The organism is Shewanella sp. GXUN23E (assembly GCF_050865035.1).
In the GTDB taxonomy this organism is placed as follows: Bacteria; Pseudomonadota; Gammaproteobacteria; order Enterobacterales; family Shewanellaceae; genus Shewanella.
Map to the genome: position 1 here is coordinate 79,041 of NZ_JBOZWP010000003.1, position 18,808 is coordinate 97,848.

15 protein-coding genes and 1 pseudogene are annotated in these 18,808 nt (G+C 53.9%); 12 read left to right on the plus strand and 4 right to left on the minus strand.

Annotated elements, in window-relative coordinates; translation table 11 throughout:
* The first annotated feature begins 110 nt into the window (after positions 1–110).
* The 4 genes from modA to ACRRUX_RS04130 all read left to right on the plus strand — a co-directional run bounded on the left by modA (position 111) and on the right by ACRRUX_RS04130 (position 4,104).
* Positions 111–896 carry a molybdate ABC transporter substrate-binding protein gene (modA, locus tag ACRRUX_RS04115; RefSeq protein WP_432527455.1) on the plus strand — a complete coding sequence of 262 codons (786 nt, stop codon included), beginning with the start codon at positions 111–113 and terminating at the stop codon, positions 894–896.
* A 16-nt stretch (positions 897–912) separates the two neighbouring features.
* Positions 913–1,605 (plus strand): molybdate ABC transporter permease subunit, encoded by a 693-nt coding sequence (gene modB / locus ACRRUX_RS04120; protein ID WP_432527457.1) that lies wholly within the window; start codon positions 913–915, stop codon positions 1,603–1,605.
* The gene (modC, locus tag ACRRUX_RS04125; protein ID WP_432527459.1) at positions 1,599–2,687 is read left to right on the plus strand and encodes a molybdenum ABC transporter ATP-binding protein ModC; all 1,089 of its coding nucleotides are present in this window, start codon (positions 1,599–1,601) and stop codon (positions 2,685–2,687) included. The genes modB and modC overlap by 7 nt, the downstream gene beginning before the upstream one ends.
* A gap of 145 nt (positions 2,688–2,832) precedes the next feature.
* Positions 2,833–4,104 carry an amidohydrolase family protein gene (locus ACRRUX_RS04130; protein ID WP_432527461.1) on the plus strand — a complete coding sequence of 424 codons (1,272 nt, stop codon included), beginning with the start codon at positions 2,833–2,835 and terminating at the stop codon, positions 4,102–4,104.
* Positions 4,105–4,354: 250 nt separating this feature from the next.
* Here the strand turns inward: ACRRUX_RS04130 and ACRRUX_RS04135 are convergent, their stop codons facing one another.
* Positions 4,355–6,157, minus strand: coding sequence for an aryl-sulfate sulfotransferase (locus tag ACRRUX_RS04135; protein ID WP_432527463.1), 1,803 nt, complete (start codon positions 6,155–6,157; stop codon positions 4,355–4,357).
* A gap of 334 nt (positions 6,158–6,491) precedes the next feature.
* Here ACRRUX_RS04135 and ACRRUX_RS04140 point away from each other — a divergent pair, with 334 nt between their 5' ends.
* The 4 genes from ACRRUX_RS04140 to envZ all read left to right on the plus strand — a co-directional run bounded on the left by ACRRUX_RS04140 (position 6,492) and on the right by envZ (position 11,433).
* Positions 6,492–7,520, plus strand: a complete 1,029-nt coding sequence (locus ACRRUX_RS04140; RefSeq protein ID WP_432527465.1) for an efflux RND transporter periplasmic adaptor subunit — start codon at positions 6,492–6,494, stop codon at positions 7,518–7,520.
* Positions 7,517–9,022, plus strand: a complete 1,506-nt coding sequence (locus tag ACRRUX_RS04145; protein WP_432527467.1) for a DHA2 family efflux MFS transporter permease subunit — start codon at positions 7,517–7,519, stop codon at positions 9,020–9,022. The genes ACRRUX_RS04140 and ACRRUX_RS04145 overlap by 4 nt, the downstream gene beginning before the upstream one ends.
* A 357-nt stretch (positions 9,023–9,379) precedes the next feature.
* Positions 9,380–10,105 carry an osmolarity response regulator transcription factor OmpR gene (gene ompR, locus ACRRUX_RS04150; RefSeq protein ID WP_432527469.1) on the plus strand — a complete coding sequence of 242 codons (726 nt, stop codon included), beginning with the start codon at positions 9,380–9,382 and terminating at the stop codon, positions 10,103–10,105.
* Complete coding sequence (gene envZ, locus ACRRUX_RS04155; protein ID WP_432527471.1) at positions 10,102–11,433, plus strand: two-component system sensor histidine kinase EnvZ; 1,332 nt, start codon at positions 10,102–10,104, stop codon at positions 11,431–11,433. Before ompR ends, envZ begins: the two co-directional genes overlap by 4 nt.
* Before the next feature lie 44 nt (positions 11,434–11,477).
* On the opposite strand, the gene ACRRUX_RS04160 is transcribed toward envZ, so the two are convergent.
* Together ACRRUX_RS04160 and ACRRUX_RS04165 are read right to left on the minus strand one after the other, a co-directional pair.
* The gene (locus tag ACRRUX_RS04160; protein WP_432527473.1) at positions 11,478–11,951 is read right to left on the minus strand and encodes a peroxiredoxin; all 474 of its coding nucleotides are present in this window, start codon (positions 11,949–11,951) and stop codon (positions 11,478–11,480) included.
* Positions 11,952–12,345: 394 nt separating this feature from the next.
* Positions 12,346–13,056 (minus strand): annotated as a pseudogene (locus ACRRUX_RS04165) (class I SAM-dependent methyltransferase); the annotation flags it as partial.
* A 200-nt stretch (positions 13,057–13,256) separates the two neighbouring features.
* Between ACRRUX_RS04165 and ACRRUX_RS04170 the strand changes: the two are divergent.
* Positions 13,257–14,099: a 23S rRNA (adenine(2030)-N(6))-methyltransferase RlmJ gene (locus ACRRUX_RS04170; protein WP_432527475.1), complete on the plus strand. Its 843-nt coding sequence runs from the start codon at positions 13,257–13,259 to the stop codon at positions 14,097–14,099.
* Between the two features lie 132 nt (positions 14,100–14,231).
* Here ACRRUX_RS04170 and ACRRUX_RS04175 read toward each other — a convergent pair whose 3' ends face one another.
* Positions 14,232–14,882: a lytic transglycosylase domain-containing protein gene (locus ACRRUX_RS04175; protein WP_432527845.1), complete on the minus strand. Its 651-nt coding sequence runs from the start codon at positions 14,880–14,882 to the stop codon at positions 14,232–14,234.
* A 539-nt stretch (positions 14,883–15,421) separates the two neighbouring features.
* Here ACRRUX_RS04175 and ACRRUX_RS04180 point away from each other — a divergent pair.
* The 3 genes from ACRRUX_RS04180 to ACRRUX_RS04190 all read left to right on the plus strand — a co-directional run bounded on the left by ACRRUX_RS04180 (position 15,422) and on the right by ACRRUX_RS04190 (position 18,800).
* Entirely contained in the window at positions 15,422–17,035 is a 1,614-nt protein-coding gene (locus ACRRUX_RS04180) for an AbgT family transporter (RefSeq protein ID WP_432527477.1), read from the plus strand.
* Between the two features lie 476 nt (positions 17,036–17,511).
* On the plus strand, positions 17,512–18,069 hold the full coding sequence (yfcE, locus tag ACRRUX_RS04185; RefSeq protein ID WP_432527479.1) for a phosphodiesterase: 558 nt from the start codon (positions 17,512–17,514) through the stop codon (positions 18,067–18,069).
* Between the two features lie 107 nt (positions 18,070–18,176).
* The gene (locus ACRRUX_RS04190) at positions 18,177–18,800 is read left to right on the plus strand and encodes a MarC family protein (RefSeq protein ID WP_432527481.1); all 624 of its coding nucleotides are present in this window, start codon (positions 18,177–18,179) and stop codon (positions 18,798–18,800) included.
* Positions 18,801–18,808: the final 8 nt, after the last annotated feature.

Consider the following 18,808-nt stretch of genomic DNA (forward strand, 5'->3'; position numbering starts at 1 on the left):
AATGACCACCCAAAGCGCGGGGTGGATCACGATAAACGATATCCACTTTGCCTGAACGATATATACCAATGTATATATCGCTTCACATTCCTCTGGGGAGATAACTCCAAATGCCCAATAAACCCTTTAAGTCCCTGTTGAAATTCACCTCTGTCACCCTCATGGGTCTCGTGCTGAGCATGAGTCCAGCCTTTGCCAAAGAAAAGATTACCGTCTTTGCCGCGGCCTCGCTTAACAATGCCCTGACGGATATTGCCCGGGAGTATGACAAAGCCCACGATACCGAGACCGTATTGTCATTTGCCTCTTCCTCCACTCTGGCCAGACAGATAGCCGAGGGGGCGCCAGCCGACATTTACCTGTCTGCCAATCAGAAATGGATGAACTATCTGGTGGATGAGAAAGTGGTCAATGCGGCCAACCGGGTGACTCTGCTGAAAAATACCCTGGTGCTGATCGCGCCCAAATCCAGCCCGATTGAACACGTGCCGCTGACGCCCGACTGGGATATCAAAACGTCACTGGATAACACCCGTCTGGCAGTGGGCGATCCGGACCATGTGCCTGCCGGTCGGTATGCCATGGAAGCCCTGAAGAGCCTGGGATTATGGCAACAGGCGGAACCCCTGCTGGCACGGGCCAACAATGTGCGCGGCGCACTGGCACTGGTTGAGCGCGGCGAATCACAACTGGGGATCGTTTATGGTACAGATGCCAAAGTTGCCGCCAATGTCAAAGTTGTCGCCACATTTCCCGCTGCCAGCCATGACCCTATTGAGTACCCCATGGCACTGGTAACACCGCAAAACAGCCAGGCAAAAGCCTTCTATGACTACCTGCAGGCCAAACAGGCCAGAGCGGTATTTGAACGTTACGGTTTTCAGGTTAGTCACTAAGTAAGAGACTGATGCAGTGTTAACTGACTATGAAATTGCCGCCCTGATGCTGAGTCTTAAGGTCTCATCCATCGCCGTGCTTGGCAGTCTGCCGCTGGGAATTTTCTGTGCCTGGTTGCTGGCCCGGGTCGAATTTCCCGGCAAACCTGTGTTTGACAGCATCATCCACCTGCCGCTGGTACTGCCCCCGGTGGTAGTGGGCTACCTGCTGCTGGTCACCATGGGACGCCAGGGTGCAATCGGTCACTGGCTGTACCAATGGTTTGGTATCAGTTTCAGCTTCAGCTGGCGCGGAGCCGCGCTGGCGGCAGCGGTAGTCTCCTTTCCGTTGATGGTCAGAGCCATACGTCAATCGTTCGAGGCGGTGGATATCCGCCTTGAGCAGGCTGCCCGTACCCTGGGCAGCAATCGCTGGCGGGTATTTTTCACCATCACCCTGCCACTGACAGCCCCCGGTATCGTCTCCGGTATGATTATCGCGTTTGCCCGCAGCCTGGGAGAGTTTGGCTCGACCATCACTTTCGTCTCCAATATTCCCGGCGAAACCCGCACCATACCGCTGGCGATGTTCAGTTTCATCGAAACACCCGGGGCCGAATATCAGGCCATGCGCCTGTGTATTATCTCTGTGGTGGTGGCCCTGGCGTCACTGGTGGCCTCCCAATACCTGACCCAAAAAGCCCAGCAAAGAGTGGCAAGCGCATGTTGACCATTAATATTGAAAAGCAGCTGGGCGATATGCGCCTGAGTGTCAATGCTAACCTGCCGATGAGCGGCGTCACGGCCATTTTCGGCCGCTCCGGCGCCGGCAAAACCTCACTGGTGAATATTCTCGGCGGCCTGTCCACGCCGGATGCAGGCATTCTCAAACTGGGCGGACAGATATTGTTTCAGCAGGGCAAGGTTAATTTGCCGCCGGAGCAGCGTGGCATAGGCTATGTGTTTCAGGAAGCCCGGCTGTTCCCGCACTACAAAGTCAGAGGCAATCTCAACTATGGGGTAAAGCACAAAGATCCTGAGCTGTTTACCAGAGTCATCGAGTTGCTGGGCATCGCGCATCTGCTGGAGCGCTACCCCATTACTCTGTCCGGCGGCGAAAAGCAGCGGGTTGCCATCGGCCGGGCGCTGCTGACCAAGCCCACCATGCTGCTGATGGATGAGCCGCTGGCCTCGCTGGATTTACCCCGTAAACGCGAGCTTATCCCCTACCTGCAAAATCTTGCCCGGGAGATGCACCTGCCCATCATCTATGTCAGCCACAGCCTGGATGAAATACTGCAGCTGGCCGACCATATGCTGGTACTCAGTCAGGGACAGGTGATCGCTCAGGGACCACTGGCTCAGGTATGGAACAGTGAACAGATGCGCCCCTGGTTGCCGGCCAAAGAGCTGAGTTCGCTGCTCAGCGCGCGCATCGCCGGCCGCCACCCTGACTATGCCATGACCCGGCTGGTACTGGACGATGGCAATCAGCTCTGGGTCAATGGTGATGTGACCCAGTCTGCCAGTGATCGGCTGAAAGTCCGCATTCAGGCAAGTCATGTGTCCATCTGCATAGCGCCGCCACACCAGAGCAGCATACGTAATCAGCTGAAAGGGACAATCAAAGAGCTGTATCCGGCGGATGATGGCCAGCAGATTCAGCTGAAAATCGCCCTGGGACAGGATGAACTCTGGGCCAATATCACCCCCTGGGCCTGTGACGAGCTGGCCCTGCAGGTGGGCACAACTGTCTGGGCCCAAATTAAAGGTGTATCTATGGGCAAGTTGGATATGGCCATGTCCAACTGAGTGGCGGCTCAAACCTGCGCCCTGCCCCTTGGCCGGCACTTAAGTGCTGGTCTTTTTTATATATTCTGTAACAGACAACAACTTCTCCGTCGCCCATCTTTGGCCTATGCTCAAACACAAACTATTAACAAAATTGGGCATATCAATGAAACCCCTGCTTCCCCTGCTGACACCACTGGTATTCATGGCGGGCTTTTCGGCTCAGGCTGCCACCAGCGTCCTGACTGCCGACGCCTATCTGGATGTGAAAACCGGCAAACTGATCGCCAATCCGGCCATCATCATTGAAGACAACCGCATCCTGCAAATCGGCAAGCAGGGGCAACTTGCCATTCCGGCAGACGCCCGGGTGCAATCACTCCCCGGCATCACCCTGCTGCCCGGGCTGATGGATATGCATGTGCATCTGAGCAGCAATGCCGAAGATAACTTCCTTGAGGCGCAAAACTACTCTGTACCTCTGCAAACTGTCATTGCGGTAAGCAATGCCCGCAAAACGCTGGAAGCTGGCTTTACCACAGTGCGTAATCTGGGGGCCGATGGCTACAGTGTGATCGGGGTGATGGAAGGCATCAACCGCGGCGATATTGTTGGTCCGCGCATTTGGGCCGCAGGCCACTCCATCTCCATCACAGGCGGTCACTGCGACGACAATTTCAGTGCCCCAGAAAGGCACGCCACATCCGGCGGAGTTGCCGATGGCCCCTGGGCCGTGCGGGAAAAAGTGAGGGAAAACATTAAGTACGGTGCCAACACTATCAAGATTTGTGTCACCGGCGGGGTATTTTCCAAAGGCACCAAGGTCGGCATTCAGCAATACACTCTGGAAGAGATGAAAGCCGCCGCCGAAGAAGCCCATATGCGTGGCATGGTGATCGCCGCCCACGCCCACGGCACCAGCGGTATCAAGGATGCTATCCGCGCCGGTATCGACAGCATAGAGCATTGCAGCTTTATGGATGAAGAAGCCATTCAACTGGCGCTGAAACACGGTACTTACCTGTCCTGCGATATCTACAACACTGAGTACACCCTGGCCTATGGCGCGGCTAATGGCGTGCCGGAAGAAAACATCAACAAGGAAAAGCAGGTGTCCCAGGCCCAGCGCGACAGTTTCCGCAAGGCGGTTAAGGCGGGAGCCAACATGGTATTTGGCTCAGATGCTGCGATTTATCCCCACGGCGACAATGGCAAGCAGTTCTCCCGCATGGTCACCTTTGGCATGACGCCGCTGCAGGCTATTCAGGCCGCCACCATCAACAGCGCCGAGCTGATGAAACAGCAGGATATCGGCCAGATCCGCGAAGGCTTTCTGGCCGATATTGTCGGCGTAAAAGGCAATCCGCTGGATAACATCAGCCTGCTGGAAAAGGTCAGCTTCGTGATGAAAGATGGTCGTATATACAAGCAGGCTTAAGGCCCAGTAGAGCTGCACTAACAAGCCCGCTGATATCAGTTATTCCCCAAAGAAAAGCGCCCTGTAAAACAGGGCGCTCTGGTTTAAAATAAGCAACTGACCACGAAGCATTTCACTTCACCAAGAAACTATTGAGGGTCAGAGGGAGAGAAAACCAATATCTGCGTATTTGTGTTTCCTCGTATTCTTCATTTTCCTCAATGTTCATTCCTGTCTGGTTATCAGACACCACTCATCCTTTGACTGGCCGTTACTTCAGCATCTCGGATGGGCGGATCACCTGGGCGCGATAGCCGGTGGCGAACATATCATGGCTGTCGATATTGATGCGTACTGCTGGCTGCTGCTCGCCGTATTTGTGCTCCACCAGAATCGAGTGCACTTTACCCGTGGTGTCATCCAGTTTCATGTTGCCATAGCCGCCGCCCAGGCCGAACAGTCCAGCTGAAGCGAAGTAACTCAGCACACTGTCCTTGTCGGCCTGATACTTCACAATTGAGGTAACAGGTGAGTAACCTTCATAGCCCAGCTCATCTTTACCGTATTGCCAGATCTGCTGCACTGTCATCCTGTCTTCATCGATCTTGTACTCCACGGCGCGGGAATACTTACCGGTTGGGAACATAGGCTGCGCCAGATGACGGCCATCACCATTGTCGAATACCGTCCAGGTGCCTTTCTCATCCACCTTATAGGCGGTGTGCGGGGTATAGACGAAATCAAAATCACTGCCGGCACAGAAACCGCGAGCGGTGCAGGTGATCGGCTTGCCTTTGGCATCCACCGGGGTCAGCAGCTTGCCTGCCAGCTCGCCTTTCCAGCCCATGGAAGGACTCAAAATCCACTTCACTTGCTTGTCGCGACCAATCTTGATCACCGCCGACTGATGGCGCGAGCTGATAATAATGCTGTCGTCTTTGGGGTCATAGTCGATGGAGTTGACATGGGCCCAGTTGCGGCCAGTTTCCACACCGTGAATATCACCATAGGGGGCGTTGCGCAGCTCAGCTTCTGAGGAGATCTTACCCGCCTGCTTAAGATCGATATTCAGACACACGGCGCCGGCATCCAGCGACAACAGCGCCGCATCGCGCATAGGATCGAGGATCTCGTTCAGATCCCAGTAGTCCACCAGCTTGCCAGTAGCATCCACTTCAATGATATGGTCACGTACCGTGTTGACCAGCTTGCCATCGGCGCGGCGATAATCTTTGGCGGCAACCCGCAGCAGGTAATTGCCGTTTTCCACCTGAATACCTTCATGGGATGCATCGATAAAATTGCCTGGCAGACTGTGGGAAGCGATCATCCGCCCCATCAGGGTCATCTGCTTCCAGCTTTGGCCCTGCACCCACACCATATTGCCGTCTTTGGTGATGTTCATGCCCATGGCATAACCGGCATCATCGTAGTTCTTGGCGTTATGGGTGGTATTGGGATTCATGTACCAGCGGATATCACCGGCGGTATCAATAATGAAAAATCCGGGTTTGCCATCCCAGGAAAACGCGCCGGGGGCATCCGGGTTATTGTGCATCAAGGGCGATGCCTTGCCGTCCGGGTTACTCCAGTTCAGGAAGTACAGACGGTCTTTGAACTCAGGGTCTACATGCTCCACCTTCACCAAAGGTGCCTTGGCCCATTGGGATTCAGAGAAGCCCAGATCCACATCCGGGGTCATCATCTTATAGTCGTGGGATTTACGCTCACCCTGCTCGGTCCAGCTGACGGTAAAGGTATTGAGATAGTCAGGATACAGGCCAAATACCGGCACTCCGCCTTCATCCATCACCCGGATATCAGACACCTGATAATGTATTGGCACCCCCACTTCGCCCCTGGCATGCACAGTCACTTCCACATCGGAGATTTTGTGACCATTGAGGGTCACCAGAGCCGTCAACGGCGCATTCTCGTAAGGATTGTGGATCAGGTAACCCAGTGGCGCATTGTCCACAGGCATGGGTTTCATTCCGGTCAGCGCAGCCCAGGATACGGAGGATACAGACAAGGCAAAGGTCAACATGCCGATACGGCAAAGCGGTTTGAACATGCGGGTGGTTCCAACAGAGACTCAAATTCGCCCGGCAGTATACTCCGGCCGGATAACCCACCCCAGCCTCCGGGGCCGTAACTGTGAGTCAACACAGGGATCTGCAGGGCGCAGCGGGAAAAACTCAGGTGCGCTCACCTTTTGCGATCACAAAGATGAACCTTTGCTCTGTTTACCTGTCGTGGCTTCTGCACCGGATGCTGCAAATCAAAATAAAAACAGCGACAAACACCTTAAACTATTTTTAAGTCAGCCTTAATCTCTTAGGTAACACTCTTCTGCTATTTTCAAATATTCCTGCCAACATATTCTCTACGCACTTCAGGGGTATCCGATGACCCAAACCGGTTCCAAATTCGCCCGAAACCTCATGGTACTGGCCATCCTTGCCGTCTTACTGGTTACCGCCGGTTACTTCTATATCAAGCATCAGCAAGAGTATCCCAGCACAGAAGACGCCTATGTACATGCCAATGTGCTGTATGTCGCGCCGCAGATCAGCGGTGAAGTGATTCAGGTGACTGTAGAGAATTATCAACACGTTAATGCCGGGGATCTGTTGGTTGCCATCAACCCTGCACCTTATCAGGCGGCTTATGAACAGGCCAAAGCCGCCTACGAAGTTGCCACTCAGGCCAACAAAGCCACCGATGATGCCATTCTTGCCGCCAGTGCCAATGTTAACAGTGCCGTGGCTCAATTAACTGATGTACAGATGAATTTCCGCCGCACCATGGATTTGGTCGCCAAAGGGCTGTTACCCGCCCAACAGGGGGATGACATCAAGGCACAACTGGCTGCCGCCCAGACCGGAGTAGAGGCCGCACGGGCCAAAATGTCGCAACTGATCACCCAACAGGGGGCCAAGGGTGATGAAGCGCCTCAGGTCAAACAGGCTGCGGCGGCGCTTTCCAAGGCCACGCTGGATCTGTCCTACACCCACATCAGCGCGCCCCATGCCGGCAACCTGGGGAAAGTCAGTGTACGTCCCGGCAGTGTGGTGGCACCGGGAACGGCTATGATGCCTTTGGTAGAAGACAATACCTTCTGGGTTGAAGCCAACTACAAAGAAACCGCCGTCGGCCGGCTCAAGCCCGGAATGACTGCCAATATCGTGCTGGATATGTACCCGGATGTGACCTATCAGGGCAAGGTCATCGCCATTTCTCCCGCCAGTGGCTCCTCTTTCTCACTGTTACCTCCTGAAAATGCCACCGGCAACTGGGTTAAAGTACCTCAGCGATTCCCGGTCAGTGTCAGCATTGAAAAAACGCCGGATGAGCCAGCACTGCGTGTTGGTGCCAGTGCCACAGTTACCGTTGACACGCTGACTGCTCCGGCCAGCGGAGCCAGCGCTCAATGACAGACAACGCGCCCATTCAGGGCAATGCGCGCCTGATGATAGTGCTGGCAGTCATGCTGTCAGCCGTGATGGTGTTGCTGGATATGACCATCGCCAATGTGGCTTTGCCACATATGATGGGAGCCCTGGGCGTCACCTCCGAGCAGATCACTTGGGTGCTCACCTCCTATTCCATGGCTGAAGCGATATTTATTCCGCTGGCCAGCTATCTGTCGCTCAGATTCGGTATCCGCAATCTGCTGCTGATCTCCGTTGCCGGATTCATCACCACCTCAGCCCTGTGTGGTCAGGCCGACTCTCTGGCGGAAATGGTCACCTTCAGGGTGATGCAGGGCGCCTTTGGGGCCTCAGTGATCCCCCTGTCGCAATCCATCATGGTGCAGATATTTCCGCCGGAGCAAAGAGGCAAGGCTATGGCGTTGTTCAGCGTCGGCGTGTTGCTGGGGCCTATCCTTGGCCCAACGGTAGGCGGCATCATCACTGAATATATGGACTGGCGCTGGATCTTCTACGTCAACATGCCGGTTGGCATACTGTGCCTGACCCTGCTGCACTTCTTTGTGAAACTGGATGGCCGCGGTGAAACCTCTGTCGACTGGCCGCTGGTGATCGGTATGGCCATAGGTATTGGTCTGCTGCAGATGGTGCTGGACCGGGGCAACGAATCCGGCTGGTTCAGCGACAATCTGATCCTGTTCTCCGCCATTATCTCAGCCATCGCCATCGTGTTCTTTGTCGCACGTTCCTTTATGACCAAGGGCGATATTGCACCTATGTGGCTGCTTAAAGACCGAAACCTGGCGGTGTCCTGTTTGATCATGGCCTGCTTCTCCATGGGCATGTTCGGCATTACCCAGCTGCAACCCATGATGATGGAGCAGCTGATGAACTATCCGGTTGAAACTACTGGGTTTTTGATGGCACCCCGAGGGCTGACGTCAGCCATAGTGCTGCTCATCATGTCGCGCTTTATGGACAGGATCGATGCCAGACTGCTGATCCTGATAGGCCTGTCATTGAATGCCGCCGGCACCTGGTATATGACTCAGTATTCGCTGAATGTGAATATCGTCTGGATGGTACTGCCCAGTATCATACAGGGTGCGGGTATGGGACTGGTGTTCGCGCCTTTGAGCCAGCTGGCCTATGCCACTCTCAGCAAACAGGATACGGTTGGCGGCGCAGTAGTATTCAATCTGTGCCGCACCATAGGTGGCTCTTTTGGTATCTCCATCGTGAATACCTACTTCAGCCGCAGTGAACAGGCCAACTGGCACAACCTGGGAGCAGGCTTAACGCCGGAGAATCCATTGCTGCAGCAAGCAGCGGCCCTGAAACACACCCAGATTACCAACCCGGATTTCATCGCCTGGATAACCCAGCAGCTGCACGAACAATCCACCATGCTGGCGTTTGTCTACACCTTTGGATTTATCTTTGTGTCTTATCTGGTGCTTATTCCGCTGCTGGCCTTGTTCAAAACCAGAGCAAAGCCTGCCTGAACCCCAGCTGCGCCCATTGGCACATCGCCAACAGAACCCTGACACCACTGCTGCCCAATAGCCGGGCAGCAGCACAGTTAACGCCATTGCGGCTGCCAGCCAAAACTTCGGCTTTGGTCGTTTATGGCTTCGATAGCCAACCACAGGCGAAACAGCGGCCATCAAAGACTTGGTTACAATTTTCAGCTCCCGCGAAATGCGCTGATAGTCTTTTCAAATCAAATGGATAAATCGCCGATGTTATATCGGTATGTGACAATGGCGTGTCATTGACCTGCAAACGCTGTTTTGCGCCTGCCATTCCCGCTATAGTAGCCTGATATAAGTGCCTGAAATCAGTAAGTAACGGAAAATCCCATGGGACAAGAAACCTCAAAAATTCTGGTTGTGGATGATGACATGCGTCTGCGCGCACTGTTGGAGCGCTATCTGGTCGAGCAGGGGTATCAGGTCAGGGCTGCCGGTAATGCCGAGCAGATGGACCGTCTGCTGGAGCGGGAAAATTTCCACTTGCTGGTACTGGATCTGATGTTACCCGGTGAAGATGGGCTATCGATATGCCGCCGTCTGCGCCAACAGGGCAGCCAACTGCCCATCATCATGCTCACCGCCAAAGGCGACGAGGTGGACCGCATTATCGGGCTGGAGCTGGGCGCCGATGATTACTTGCCCAAACCCTTTAATCCACGCGAGCTGCTGGCACGCATCAAGGCGGTGATGCGCCGTCAGGTACAGGAGGTCCCCGGAGCCCCTTCTCAGCAGGAGGAAGTTATCTCCTTTGGCGAATTCAGTCTGAATCTGGCCACCCGGGAAATGAGCAAAGGGGATGAAGCCATCGCACTGACCAGTGGCGAATTCGCCGTGCTCAAGGTACTGGTGTCTCACCCCAGAGAACCACTGTCCCGCGACAAACTGATGAATCTGGCCCGTGGCCGTGACTATTCGGCACTGGAGCGCTCCATCGATGTGCAGGTATCACGCCTGCGCCGGTTAATTGAAAAAGATCCTGCCAGCCCAAGGTATATACAAACCGTATGGGGTCTGGGCTATGTATTCGTGCCCGACGGCAGCGCCCGTAAATGATGGGAAAGTGGTGGCGTCAGTTTCTGCCGCGCAGCGCCTTCAGTCAGATTTTTCTGCTGATAGCCTGCCTGCTGCTGATTAATCAAATCGTTTCTTATGTGACTGTGGCCTACTACTTTATCAGGCCCACCTATCAACAGATTAACCAGCTGATCGCCCACCAGGTGAACTTCCTGTTCTATGACGGCGTAGAGATCGACCGCGACAATCTGACCGTGGTTGATGCCCTTAACAGCAAGATCCGTCAGGATGATATGCAGGTTTATAACCTGCAACAGGCCAAGGACTCAGGCGTCGATCGCGCCCGTTACTACAGCACCCTGTCGGCACAAATGTCAGAATACCTGGGCGGTGATTCCGAGGTCAGAGTCGAGCAGGGTAAACACTTCTTTATCTGGATCCGCCCGCCGCAGGAGCCCAATGTGTGGATCCGGGTCACCCTGTCCAGTTTCAATGAATACGAACTCTCCCCCCTCACCCTGTATCTGGTTGTCATTGGTGCCTTGAGTGTCGTCGGCGGCTGGCTGTTTGCGCGGCAGCAAAACCGTCCGCTGAAGTCGCTGGAGAAAGCCGCGATTGCAGTGTCCAGCGGTAACTTCCCGCCACCATTGCCACTGAAGGGATCGACAGAGATTATTGAGGTGACCAACGCCTTCAATCAGATGTCCCACAGCATGCACCAGCTGGAGCAGGACAGAGCCTTGCTGATGGCCGGCATCTCACACGATCTGCGCACACCGCTGACCCGCATTCGTCTCGCCTCTGAAATGATGGTTAAAGAGGATGAGTACCTCAAAGAAGGCATCATCAACGACATCGAGGATATGGACGCCATCATAGATCAGTTCATCGCCTACATTCGCCGGGATCAAAAGCCCAACCTGCAGCCGGATCAAATCAACCGCATCATTCAGGAAGTGGCCCAGGCAGAGACGACCCGCTGCGACAATATCGAAGTGACGCTGGTAGACTGTCCGGAAGTCCCCATGGCACCTATCGCCATCAAGCGGGTAGTCAGCAATCTGGTGGAAAACGCCCTGCGCTACGGCAACGGCTGGCTGCGCCTGAGTACCCAGCATCTGCCCGACCGGGTGGGATTTTGCGTGGAAGATAACGGCCCGGGCATAGATCCAGGCCAAATAGAAACCCTGTTTCAGCCCTTCACCCGTGGCGACACCGCCCGCGGCAGCGTTGGTTCAGGCCTGGGCCTTGCCATCATCAAACGTATTGTCGATATTCATAAAGGTAAAGTCGTACTCACCAACCGCCCGGAAGGCGGTCTGCGCGCTCAGGTATGGTTGATGAAAAAGCCAAGAGTGAACGGCTAATAGAGTAACGCCTCGATATCGAGGCGTTTTTTATAAGTTGAGCTTTACAGTTGATTCAGCACGTATTCGGCTTTGCTGACTTCAAAACTCTTGGCCTGTTCGATATTGAGTTTTTCGACTACGCCATCGCGGATGATCATGGCGTAACGCACTGAGCGAATGCCACCAAAACTGCCGGTATTCATTTCCAGCCCAAGTGCTTTGGTAAAACTGGCATCGCCATCGGCAAGCATGCGGATTTCGCTGGCGTTGTGCACTTTCCCCCAGGCTCGCATCACAAACGCATCATTCACCGCGACGCAGGCAATCATATCCACGCCTTTGGCTTTGATTTGGTCCGCCAGCACCACATAACCGGGCAAGTGCGCTTCAGAGCAGGTCGGGGTAAAAGCGCCGGGCACGGCAAACAGCACTACTGTTTTTCCGGCAAACAGTTCCTGGGTATTAAGATTCTGCATGCCTTCGTCAGTCAATTCACTGAGTACGGCAGCGGGTAATTTATCACCTTGCGCAATCATGGAAATACTCCCTTATCTTGGTTACAACCACAGCTTGGTTATGACCCCAGCATAGCGGGAAATGGCGCGTGCAAATACCACTCGTTTGTGGGGATAATCGAAGTGGTAAACAGCGAAGCAGGAAAATAAAGGCAGACGCTAAGCAGAGTGAAAGCAGCGCGCCCCCAGTACAAACAGCGCCACAATCCACAACAATAGGTCATTCCACCACTTGTCTATACAAGCAACAGGTAATGCGTAACAAACTGAAATTAATTATAAAAATAGACCAAGCATAAGACCACAGCCCCCTTTCTCACAATGAGGCGGTCTCTGTTCATGAGACGACTACCGGCCGCTAAGGCCTGTGTAAGGGCTTAGCGACAAATGACTCAGGGAAGGGGCGTTTATATGCTTAAGCAGACTTCATCGCAGCTTTGACATAGACATCGAAGCGGTTTTTCTTGGTGGCAATGACCGTGCTTGGCTTCACGCCGTCGAGGTCCTCGGCGTAATCAGGGCGCTTGACCACCACCCGCTTGCCCGCCAGCATCAATGCAGGAGCCAGCAAACCATCGGCATCAAGATCGGCGCCGACCAAGGACTGGAACACCCGCATTTCCTTTTTCACCAGCGCTGACTTTTCTCTGTGGGGATACATAGGATCGAGATACACCACATCCGGCGCCAGCCCCAAAGCCGGTAAGGCTTCAAGACTGGAAGCGTGCACCATGGACATACGCTCACGCATCCAGGCACCGATTTCAGCATCCTCATAAGCCCGGCGCAGACCATCTTCCAGCAACGCCGCCACCACAGGGTGACGCTCAACCATAGTGACATTGCAGCCCAGGCTCGCCAGCACGAACGCATCACGCCCCAAACCAGCGGTACCGTCCACTACCGAAGGACTTTCGCCTTGCTTGAGACCGACTGCCTTGGCGATCGCCTGCCCTCTGCCACCACCGAATTTACGCCTGTGAGCCACTGCGCCGGAGACAAAATCCACAAAAATCCCCCCCAGTTTGGGTTCATCGCGTTTTTTCAGTGTCAGGCAGTCGCTGTCAAACACCAGTTCAAACAGCGCATCTGCATCAAAGATCAGTTGCTGGCTTGCGCATATCTCGCAGATGCGGCTATCAGATAGGTCGAAGAAGATGTGTTGGCTCACGGCAATCATTCAGTGGTCAGTTTCTGGCGCTATTATGCCATTGTCTTGCGTGGCATGCCTGAGGAAGTTAACGCCGGCCGTAATGTCCGACATGGCCGCCGCGAGCCTGGATCAGGTATAATCCCGCCAATTTCATTTTCCCGGGATCCACTCAGATGCTCAGTTATCGCCACGGCTACCACGCCGGTAACTATGCCGACGTGCTCAAGCACACCATGCTGCTGCAGGCCATCAAATCACTGCAAAAGAAAAACAAGCCTTATGTGTATATCGACACCCACGCCGGTGCCGGTGGCTACAGCCTGCAAGATGAGTTCGCCCAGAAAACAGGTGAATATCTGGACGGTGTGGCAAAAATCTGGGATCAAACGGATCTGCCTGAGCCGTTACTTGAATATGTTGAAGCGGTGAATGCCTTCAACACCGAATCTGATGATCTGGATTATTACCCCGGCTCCCCCGCGTTTGTGGATATGACTCTGCGGGAGAAAGACCGCATGGTATTACACGAGCTGCACAGCACTGACTTTCAAACACTGTTTCAGGGATTTGCCGGTGACCGTCAGGTGAAGGTGCTGAACAAAGATGGTTTGGCAGGGTTGATTGCCGCTGTACCGCCGATTGAGCGTCGAGGCCTTATTCTGATCGACCCCAGCTATGAGATCAAATCTGACTATCTGGATGTGGCCGATGCTGTCATTGATGCCTATAAGCGTTTTGCCACTGGTATATACATGATCTGGTATCCGGTAGTGGAGCGTGAACGTACCGAGGCCATGTTTAATCGCCTCAAAGCTTCAGGCATTCGCCGTCAATTGCGGATTGAACAGGGCATCTCAGCAGACACCAACGAGAAAGGCATGACAGCCGCCGGACTGTGGGTAATCAATCCGCCCTGGCAGCTGGATGAGCAGGCCAAAGAGACACTGGCGTACTTGGATGGCAAATTCAACCGCGGTAACGGCTTTACCAGAGTCGAGTGGGAAGTGGGCGAGTAAGCAAAGAAGCTGAGCGAGCCTTCGGCTCTTCGAGGACGCTTTGCTGCAAGAACGGGAACAAGTTCCCAGCGAGGGCGCAGCCGCTCTCTTAGTGAGTGAAACGAGCCCTAGAAGGCCGCAGGCCGTCGCACCTTAGATTTCATCCCGATATCGCTTAAGCAGTATTTTAACCCGCTCCACATAGGCGCGGGTTTCTGCAAAGGGCGGGACTCCCTGGTATTCATCCACACTGGTCGGCCCGGCGTTATAAGCGGCCAGGGCAAAGTCCAAATCGCCATTGAAACGGGCCAGCATTTTCGACAGATAAGCGCTGCCCCCAAAAATATTGGCATCGGCCTCAAAGGCATTGCTGATGCCCAGTTCTTTGGCCGTCGGAGGCATCAGTTGCATCAGCCCCATGGCTCCCCGGCGTGACAGGGCATGGGGATTGAAGTTGGATTCAGCATGGATAACAGCCCGGATTAAGGCGCTATCCAATTGATGAGCTTTGGCAGCCTTGTCGATGGCGCGGGCATATCTGTGGGTTTCCAGCGCCATTCGGTGCCAATCGAGTTTGGACTCCGGCTGACAGGCGAAACAATCATACAGCAGGATATCAAACTCCCCCTCTATCGGTGGTTTATCACTGAAAACCACCCGGCCATCAGCTTTTAAATGCCGGTATACCCTGACTTTATCCTGCTCTTTGCTGATCCCCTGCTCGGAATAGCGGGCGACAATTCTGGGTTTATTGCCCCCATCATCCGCCAGCAATGGCGACCACGGCAGTAATATCAGTAGCATCCCTGTACCAGCCAGTTTCAATTCCATTCTCCGTTTGCACCTGCTCTTTTTAGCACTTCGAGCAGTTGTGATTTTTTATACAGCAACACAAATAACCGACCTGACAAAATCTCATAATCCATTGTTGAACAAGCACTTTTACAACTCTCGCCTGGTAATTTAAGGCTGCTGTCCAATAGTCAGCAACAAGCCATTTCTGCAGCGAAAAAATGGATATAACCCATTGATTAATTGAGATTAAAGATGTCATCAATACGGTATTTATTAACCAGTATGACACTGGCATCAAGAAAAAACCGCTAATTTTCAGCAAAATAATTATAGAAAATTCATGCTTGACACATTTTTTGAGTTAAATATCTAAAAAATTTAACTTTATCGCTTTATCCCCCCCAAGTGAGTCAGTATGATGAGTCGCACTGAACAGGATGAACCGCTCAACATGCAGGGGGAGCATACCGCCAGTTAAGGAAGCATTAACGGCAGCGCGTTAGCCTGTTCTGAAAATAATTATTAGAAGTAGAAGTAAAGGAATCAGCATGAGTTTACCCTCCGAACAGGCGGGCACCCCAGGGGTGCATTCGCCTGCCGACCTGAGCAAAAAAGGTTGGTTTATCAAGTTTCTCAATGTCGTCGAGCGCCTGGGCAATCTGCTGCCACATCCCATCACTCTGTTCGCCCTGTTCTGTGTGGGCGTTATTCTGATTTCAGGTATCGCAGGCTATTTCGGACTGTCGGTGGTCGACCCACGTCCAGAAGGCGCCTCAGGACGCGGTGCAGATGGACTTATCCATGTCGTCAGCCTGATGAATGGCGAAGGTCTGCGCCTTATCGTCTCCAATCTGGTCACCAACTTTACCGGCTTCGCCCCGCTGGGCACGGTACTGGTGGCTTTGATGGGCGTCGGTATTGCCGAGCGTTCCGGTTTGCTGTCTGCCGCCATGCGTCTGCTGGTGATTGGCGCCTCCAAGCGTCTGGTCACGCTGGTGATCGTATTTGCCGGTATCGTTTCCAATACGGCGTCAGAACTGGGCTATGTGGTACTGATCCCCATGGCGGCGATGATCTTCCACTCCCTTGGCCGTCATCCGTTGGCCGGCCTTGCCGCTGCGTTTGCCGGGGTCTCCGGTGGTTACAGCGCCAACCTGTTGCTGGGCACGGTAGACCCGCTGCTGTCGGGCATCACTGAAGCGGCGGCGCGGATGATTGACCCCAGCTACACTGTCGGCCCTGAGGTGAACTGGTACTTCATGTTCGTCTCCACCTTCCTTATCACCATTCTGGGTACCTTTGTCACCGAGAGAATTGTGGAACCCAACCTGGGCAAATATGACCCACAGGAAGCTTCCATCGACCTGGCAGCCCAGAAAATGGAAACCGTCACACCAGAAGAAAGGCGCGCACTGAAAAAGGCAGGCTGGACTACCCTGGCTGTCGCGCTGGTACTGGCCATACTGGTGGTTCCTGAGGGTGCGCCTCTGCGTAATCAGGTAACCGGCGATGTAGCAGGTTCTCCCTTCCTTAAAGGAATAGTCGCCTTTATCTTTATCGGTTTCGCCATTCCCGGTCTGGTATACGGCAAGGCCATTGGCGTCATGAAGAACGACAAGGACGTGATTAACGCCATGTCTGAAAGCATGAGTACCATGGGCATGTATATCGTGCTGGTGTTCTTTGCTTCCCAGTTTGTCGCCTTTTTTTCCTGGACCAATCTGGGCGCTGTGATGGCGGTTGCCGGTGCTGATGCGCTGCAAGCCATAGGTCTGACAGGCCCGCTGGTGTTTGTACTGTTTATTGCCATGTGTGGCGTGATCAACCTGTCACTGGGCAGCGCCTCGGCGCAGTGGGCGATTACCGCGCCGATTTTTGTGCCCATGCTGATGCTGATTGGCTATGCGCCGGAAACCATTCAGGCGGCCTACCGTATCGGTGACTCAGTCACTAACCTGATCACCCCGATGATGAGTTACTTCGGTCTTATCCTCGCAGTAGCCTGCCGCTATAAGAAAGACCTCGGCATAGGCACCCTGATCGCCACCATGCTGCCATACACCTTAGTGTTCTTCGTCGGCTGGGTGAGTTTCTTCTTTATCTGGGTATTTGCGCTGGGCTTCCCGGTCGGCCCGGGTGCTGCCACCTATTACACGCCGTAATCGTACACATTTCAGTTAAGCTAAACGCCCTCACTCGAGGGCGTTTTTATTGGTCTGAATTAAAGACTGGCTTAAAGACGAATAACCACGAAGAACACAGAGACCACGAAGAACAGCAAGAGATAAGCAAACACTCAGAGCTTTTCTAACTTTGGTTTTTCCTCAGTGTCCTCTGTGGAGCGAACGCAGTGAGTGCTCTGTGGTAAGCAGCATTTCAAAGCAATAGCCCTACACCACCGAGCTCGCAGAGGGCCACAGAGAAAGGCCCAAATAAGTCTGTCGTTTTTCCTTCGTGTCCTTTGTGTAGCGAACGCAGTGAGCGCTCAGTGGTGAATAGCTTTTTTATTTACCAAAATGGCAATCGTGCCAAATTAAAACGGCTTATCAATGGGTTAGAGTTAATAACCTGCAAAGCCCTTGCAAAGGGATATTCCAGCGTTATATTGAGCCCCTGAGTTCCTTTCCGGCCCTTTGTCATGACACTGTTTTTTGCCTCCGATCTGCACGGTTCACTCACTGCCACCCAAGCCATGCTCGACAAATTTGAGCAATCCGGCGCCCGTTATCTGGTGCTGCTGGGCGATATTCTCAACCACGGCCCGCGCAACGCGATCCCGGAAGGCTATGCCCCGGCGCAGCTGGCCGAGTACCTGAATCACTATGCCGATCGTATTATTGCGGTGCGCGGAAACTGCGACAGCGAAGTGGATCAGATGCTGCTGGACTTTCCCATTACTGCCGCCTATCAACAGGTGATCCTGCCGCAGATGCGGCTGTTTCTGACCCATGGTCATGTCTACGGGCCGGATAAACTGCCCAAATTGCTAGCCGGTGACGGTTTCGTGTACGGCCATACCCACATTGCCGTGGCGGAATACAAGGAGGGTATTCTGCATTTCAACCCGGGGTCCACCACCATCCCGCGTAACGGCGGACGAGCCTCTTACGGCCTGATGACAGATACCCAGTGCCAGGTGCGGGATCTGCACACAGACGAAGTGATTGTCAGCTGCGCCCTGCGCCATTCATTGTAGAGCGTAAAGAAAAATGCCGGGAATACCGGCATTTATTGCCCGTCAGTCAAGCAGGATTCAGCCAGTCAATGTTATGCTCAGGTCTTTGATCCCTACCGGAGAACACCTTGCTCAGCATACTCATTACTCAGTTCGTTGTTCTGTGGGCCGTAATCGATCCGGTCGGCTCAGTCCCCGTGTATCTGTCACAAACCCAGCATTTGTCGGCCAAGCATAGACGCCTGGTCGCACTCAAAGCTGTGGGTATCGCCACGGGTGTATTGCTGTTCTTTTTGATTGCCGGACAACTGCTGCTGGAAGCCATGCAGATCCCCTTGCCCGCCTTTCAGGCCGCCGGTGGACTGGTCCTTTTGCTGTTTGCCCTGAGCATGATTTTTGGTGAGAGCAAGCCAGATCAGGAAACCCGACTGAGTGAAGAGATCAGCCACTCACAACTGGCAGACTTGGCGGTTTATCCGCTGGCAATCCCCTCCATCGCCTCCCCCGGCGCCATGATGGCCATCGTCATGCTGACCGATAACGCGCGCTACTCTTTTGTGGATCAGGCAATTACCGCAGGCATCATGCTGCTGGTGATGGTCATTACCCTGCTGCTGTTGCTGGGCGCCACCAAAATCCAGAAGCTAATAGGCAACGTCGGCGCCGCCATCATCAGCCGCGTCATGGGCCTCATCCTCGCCGCAGTAGCCGTCAGCAATCTACTACAAGGCATCAGAGATTTTTATCTGTAGCAAAAAGC

Bases quoted from the DNA above. Each gene is read 5' to 3' on its own strand.
- modA (WP_432527455.1), top strand. From the start codon at position 111: ATGCCCAATAAACCCTTTAAGTCCCTGTTGAAATTCACCTCTGTCACC.
- modC (WP_432527459.1), top strand. From the start codon at position 1,599: ATGTTGACCATTAATATTGAAAAGCAGCTGGGCGATATGCGCCTGAGT.
- ACRRUX_RS04130 (WP_432527461.1), top strand. From the start codon at position 2,833: ATGAAACCCCTGCTTCCCCTGCTGACACCACTGGTATTCATGGCGGGC.
- ACRRUX_RS04135 (WP_432527463.1), bottom strand. From the start codon at position 6,157: ATGTTCAAACCGCTTTGCCGTATCGGCATGTTGACCTTTGCCTTGTCT.
- ACRRUX_RS04140 (WP_432527465.1), top strand. From the start codon at position 6,492: ATGACCCAAACCGGTTCCAAATTCGCCCGAAACCTCATGGTACTGGCC.
- ACRRUX_RS04145 (WP_432527467.1), top strand. From the start codon at position 7,517: ATGACAGACAACGCGCCCATTCAGGGCAATGCGCGCCTGATGATAGTG.
- ompR (WP_432527469.1), top strand. From the start codon at position 9,380: ATGGGACAAGAAACCTCAAAAATTCTGGTTGTGGATGATGACATGCGT.
- envZ (WP_432527471.1), top strand. From the start codon at position 10,102: ATGATGGGAAAGTGGTGGCGTCAGTTTCTGCCGCGCAGCGCCTTCAGT.
- ACRRUX_RS04160 (WP_432527473.1), bottom strand. From the start codon at position 11,951: ATGATTGCGCAAGGTGATAAATTACCCGCTGCCGTACTCAGTGAATTG.
- ACRRUX_RS04170 (WP_432527475.1), top strand. From the start codon at position 13,257: ATGCTCAGTTATCGCCACGGCTACCACGCCGGTAACTATGCCGACGTG.
- ACRRUX_RS04175 (WP_432527845.1), bottom strand. From the start codon at position 14,882: ATGCTACTGATATTACTGCCGTGGTCGCCATTGCTGGCGGATGATGGG.
- ACRRUX_RS04180 (WP_432527477.1), top strand. From the start codon at position 15,422: ATGAGTTTACCCTCCGAACAGGCGGGCACCCCAGGGGTGCATTCGCCT.
- yfcE (WP_432527479.1), top strand. From the start codon at position 17,512: ATGACACTGTTTTTTGCCTCCGATCTGCACGGTTCACTCACTGCCACC.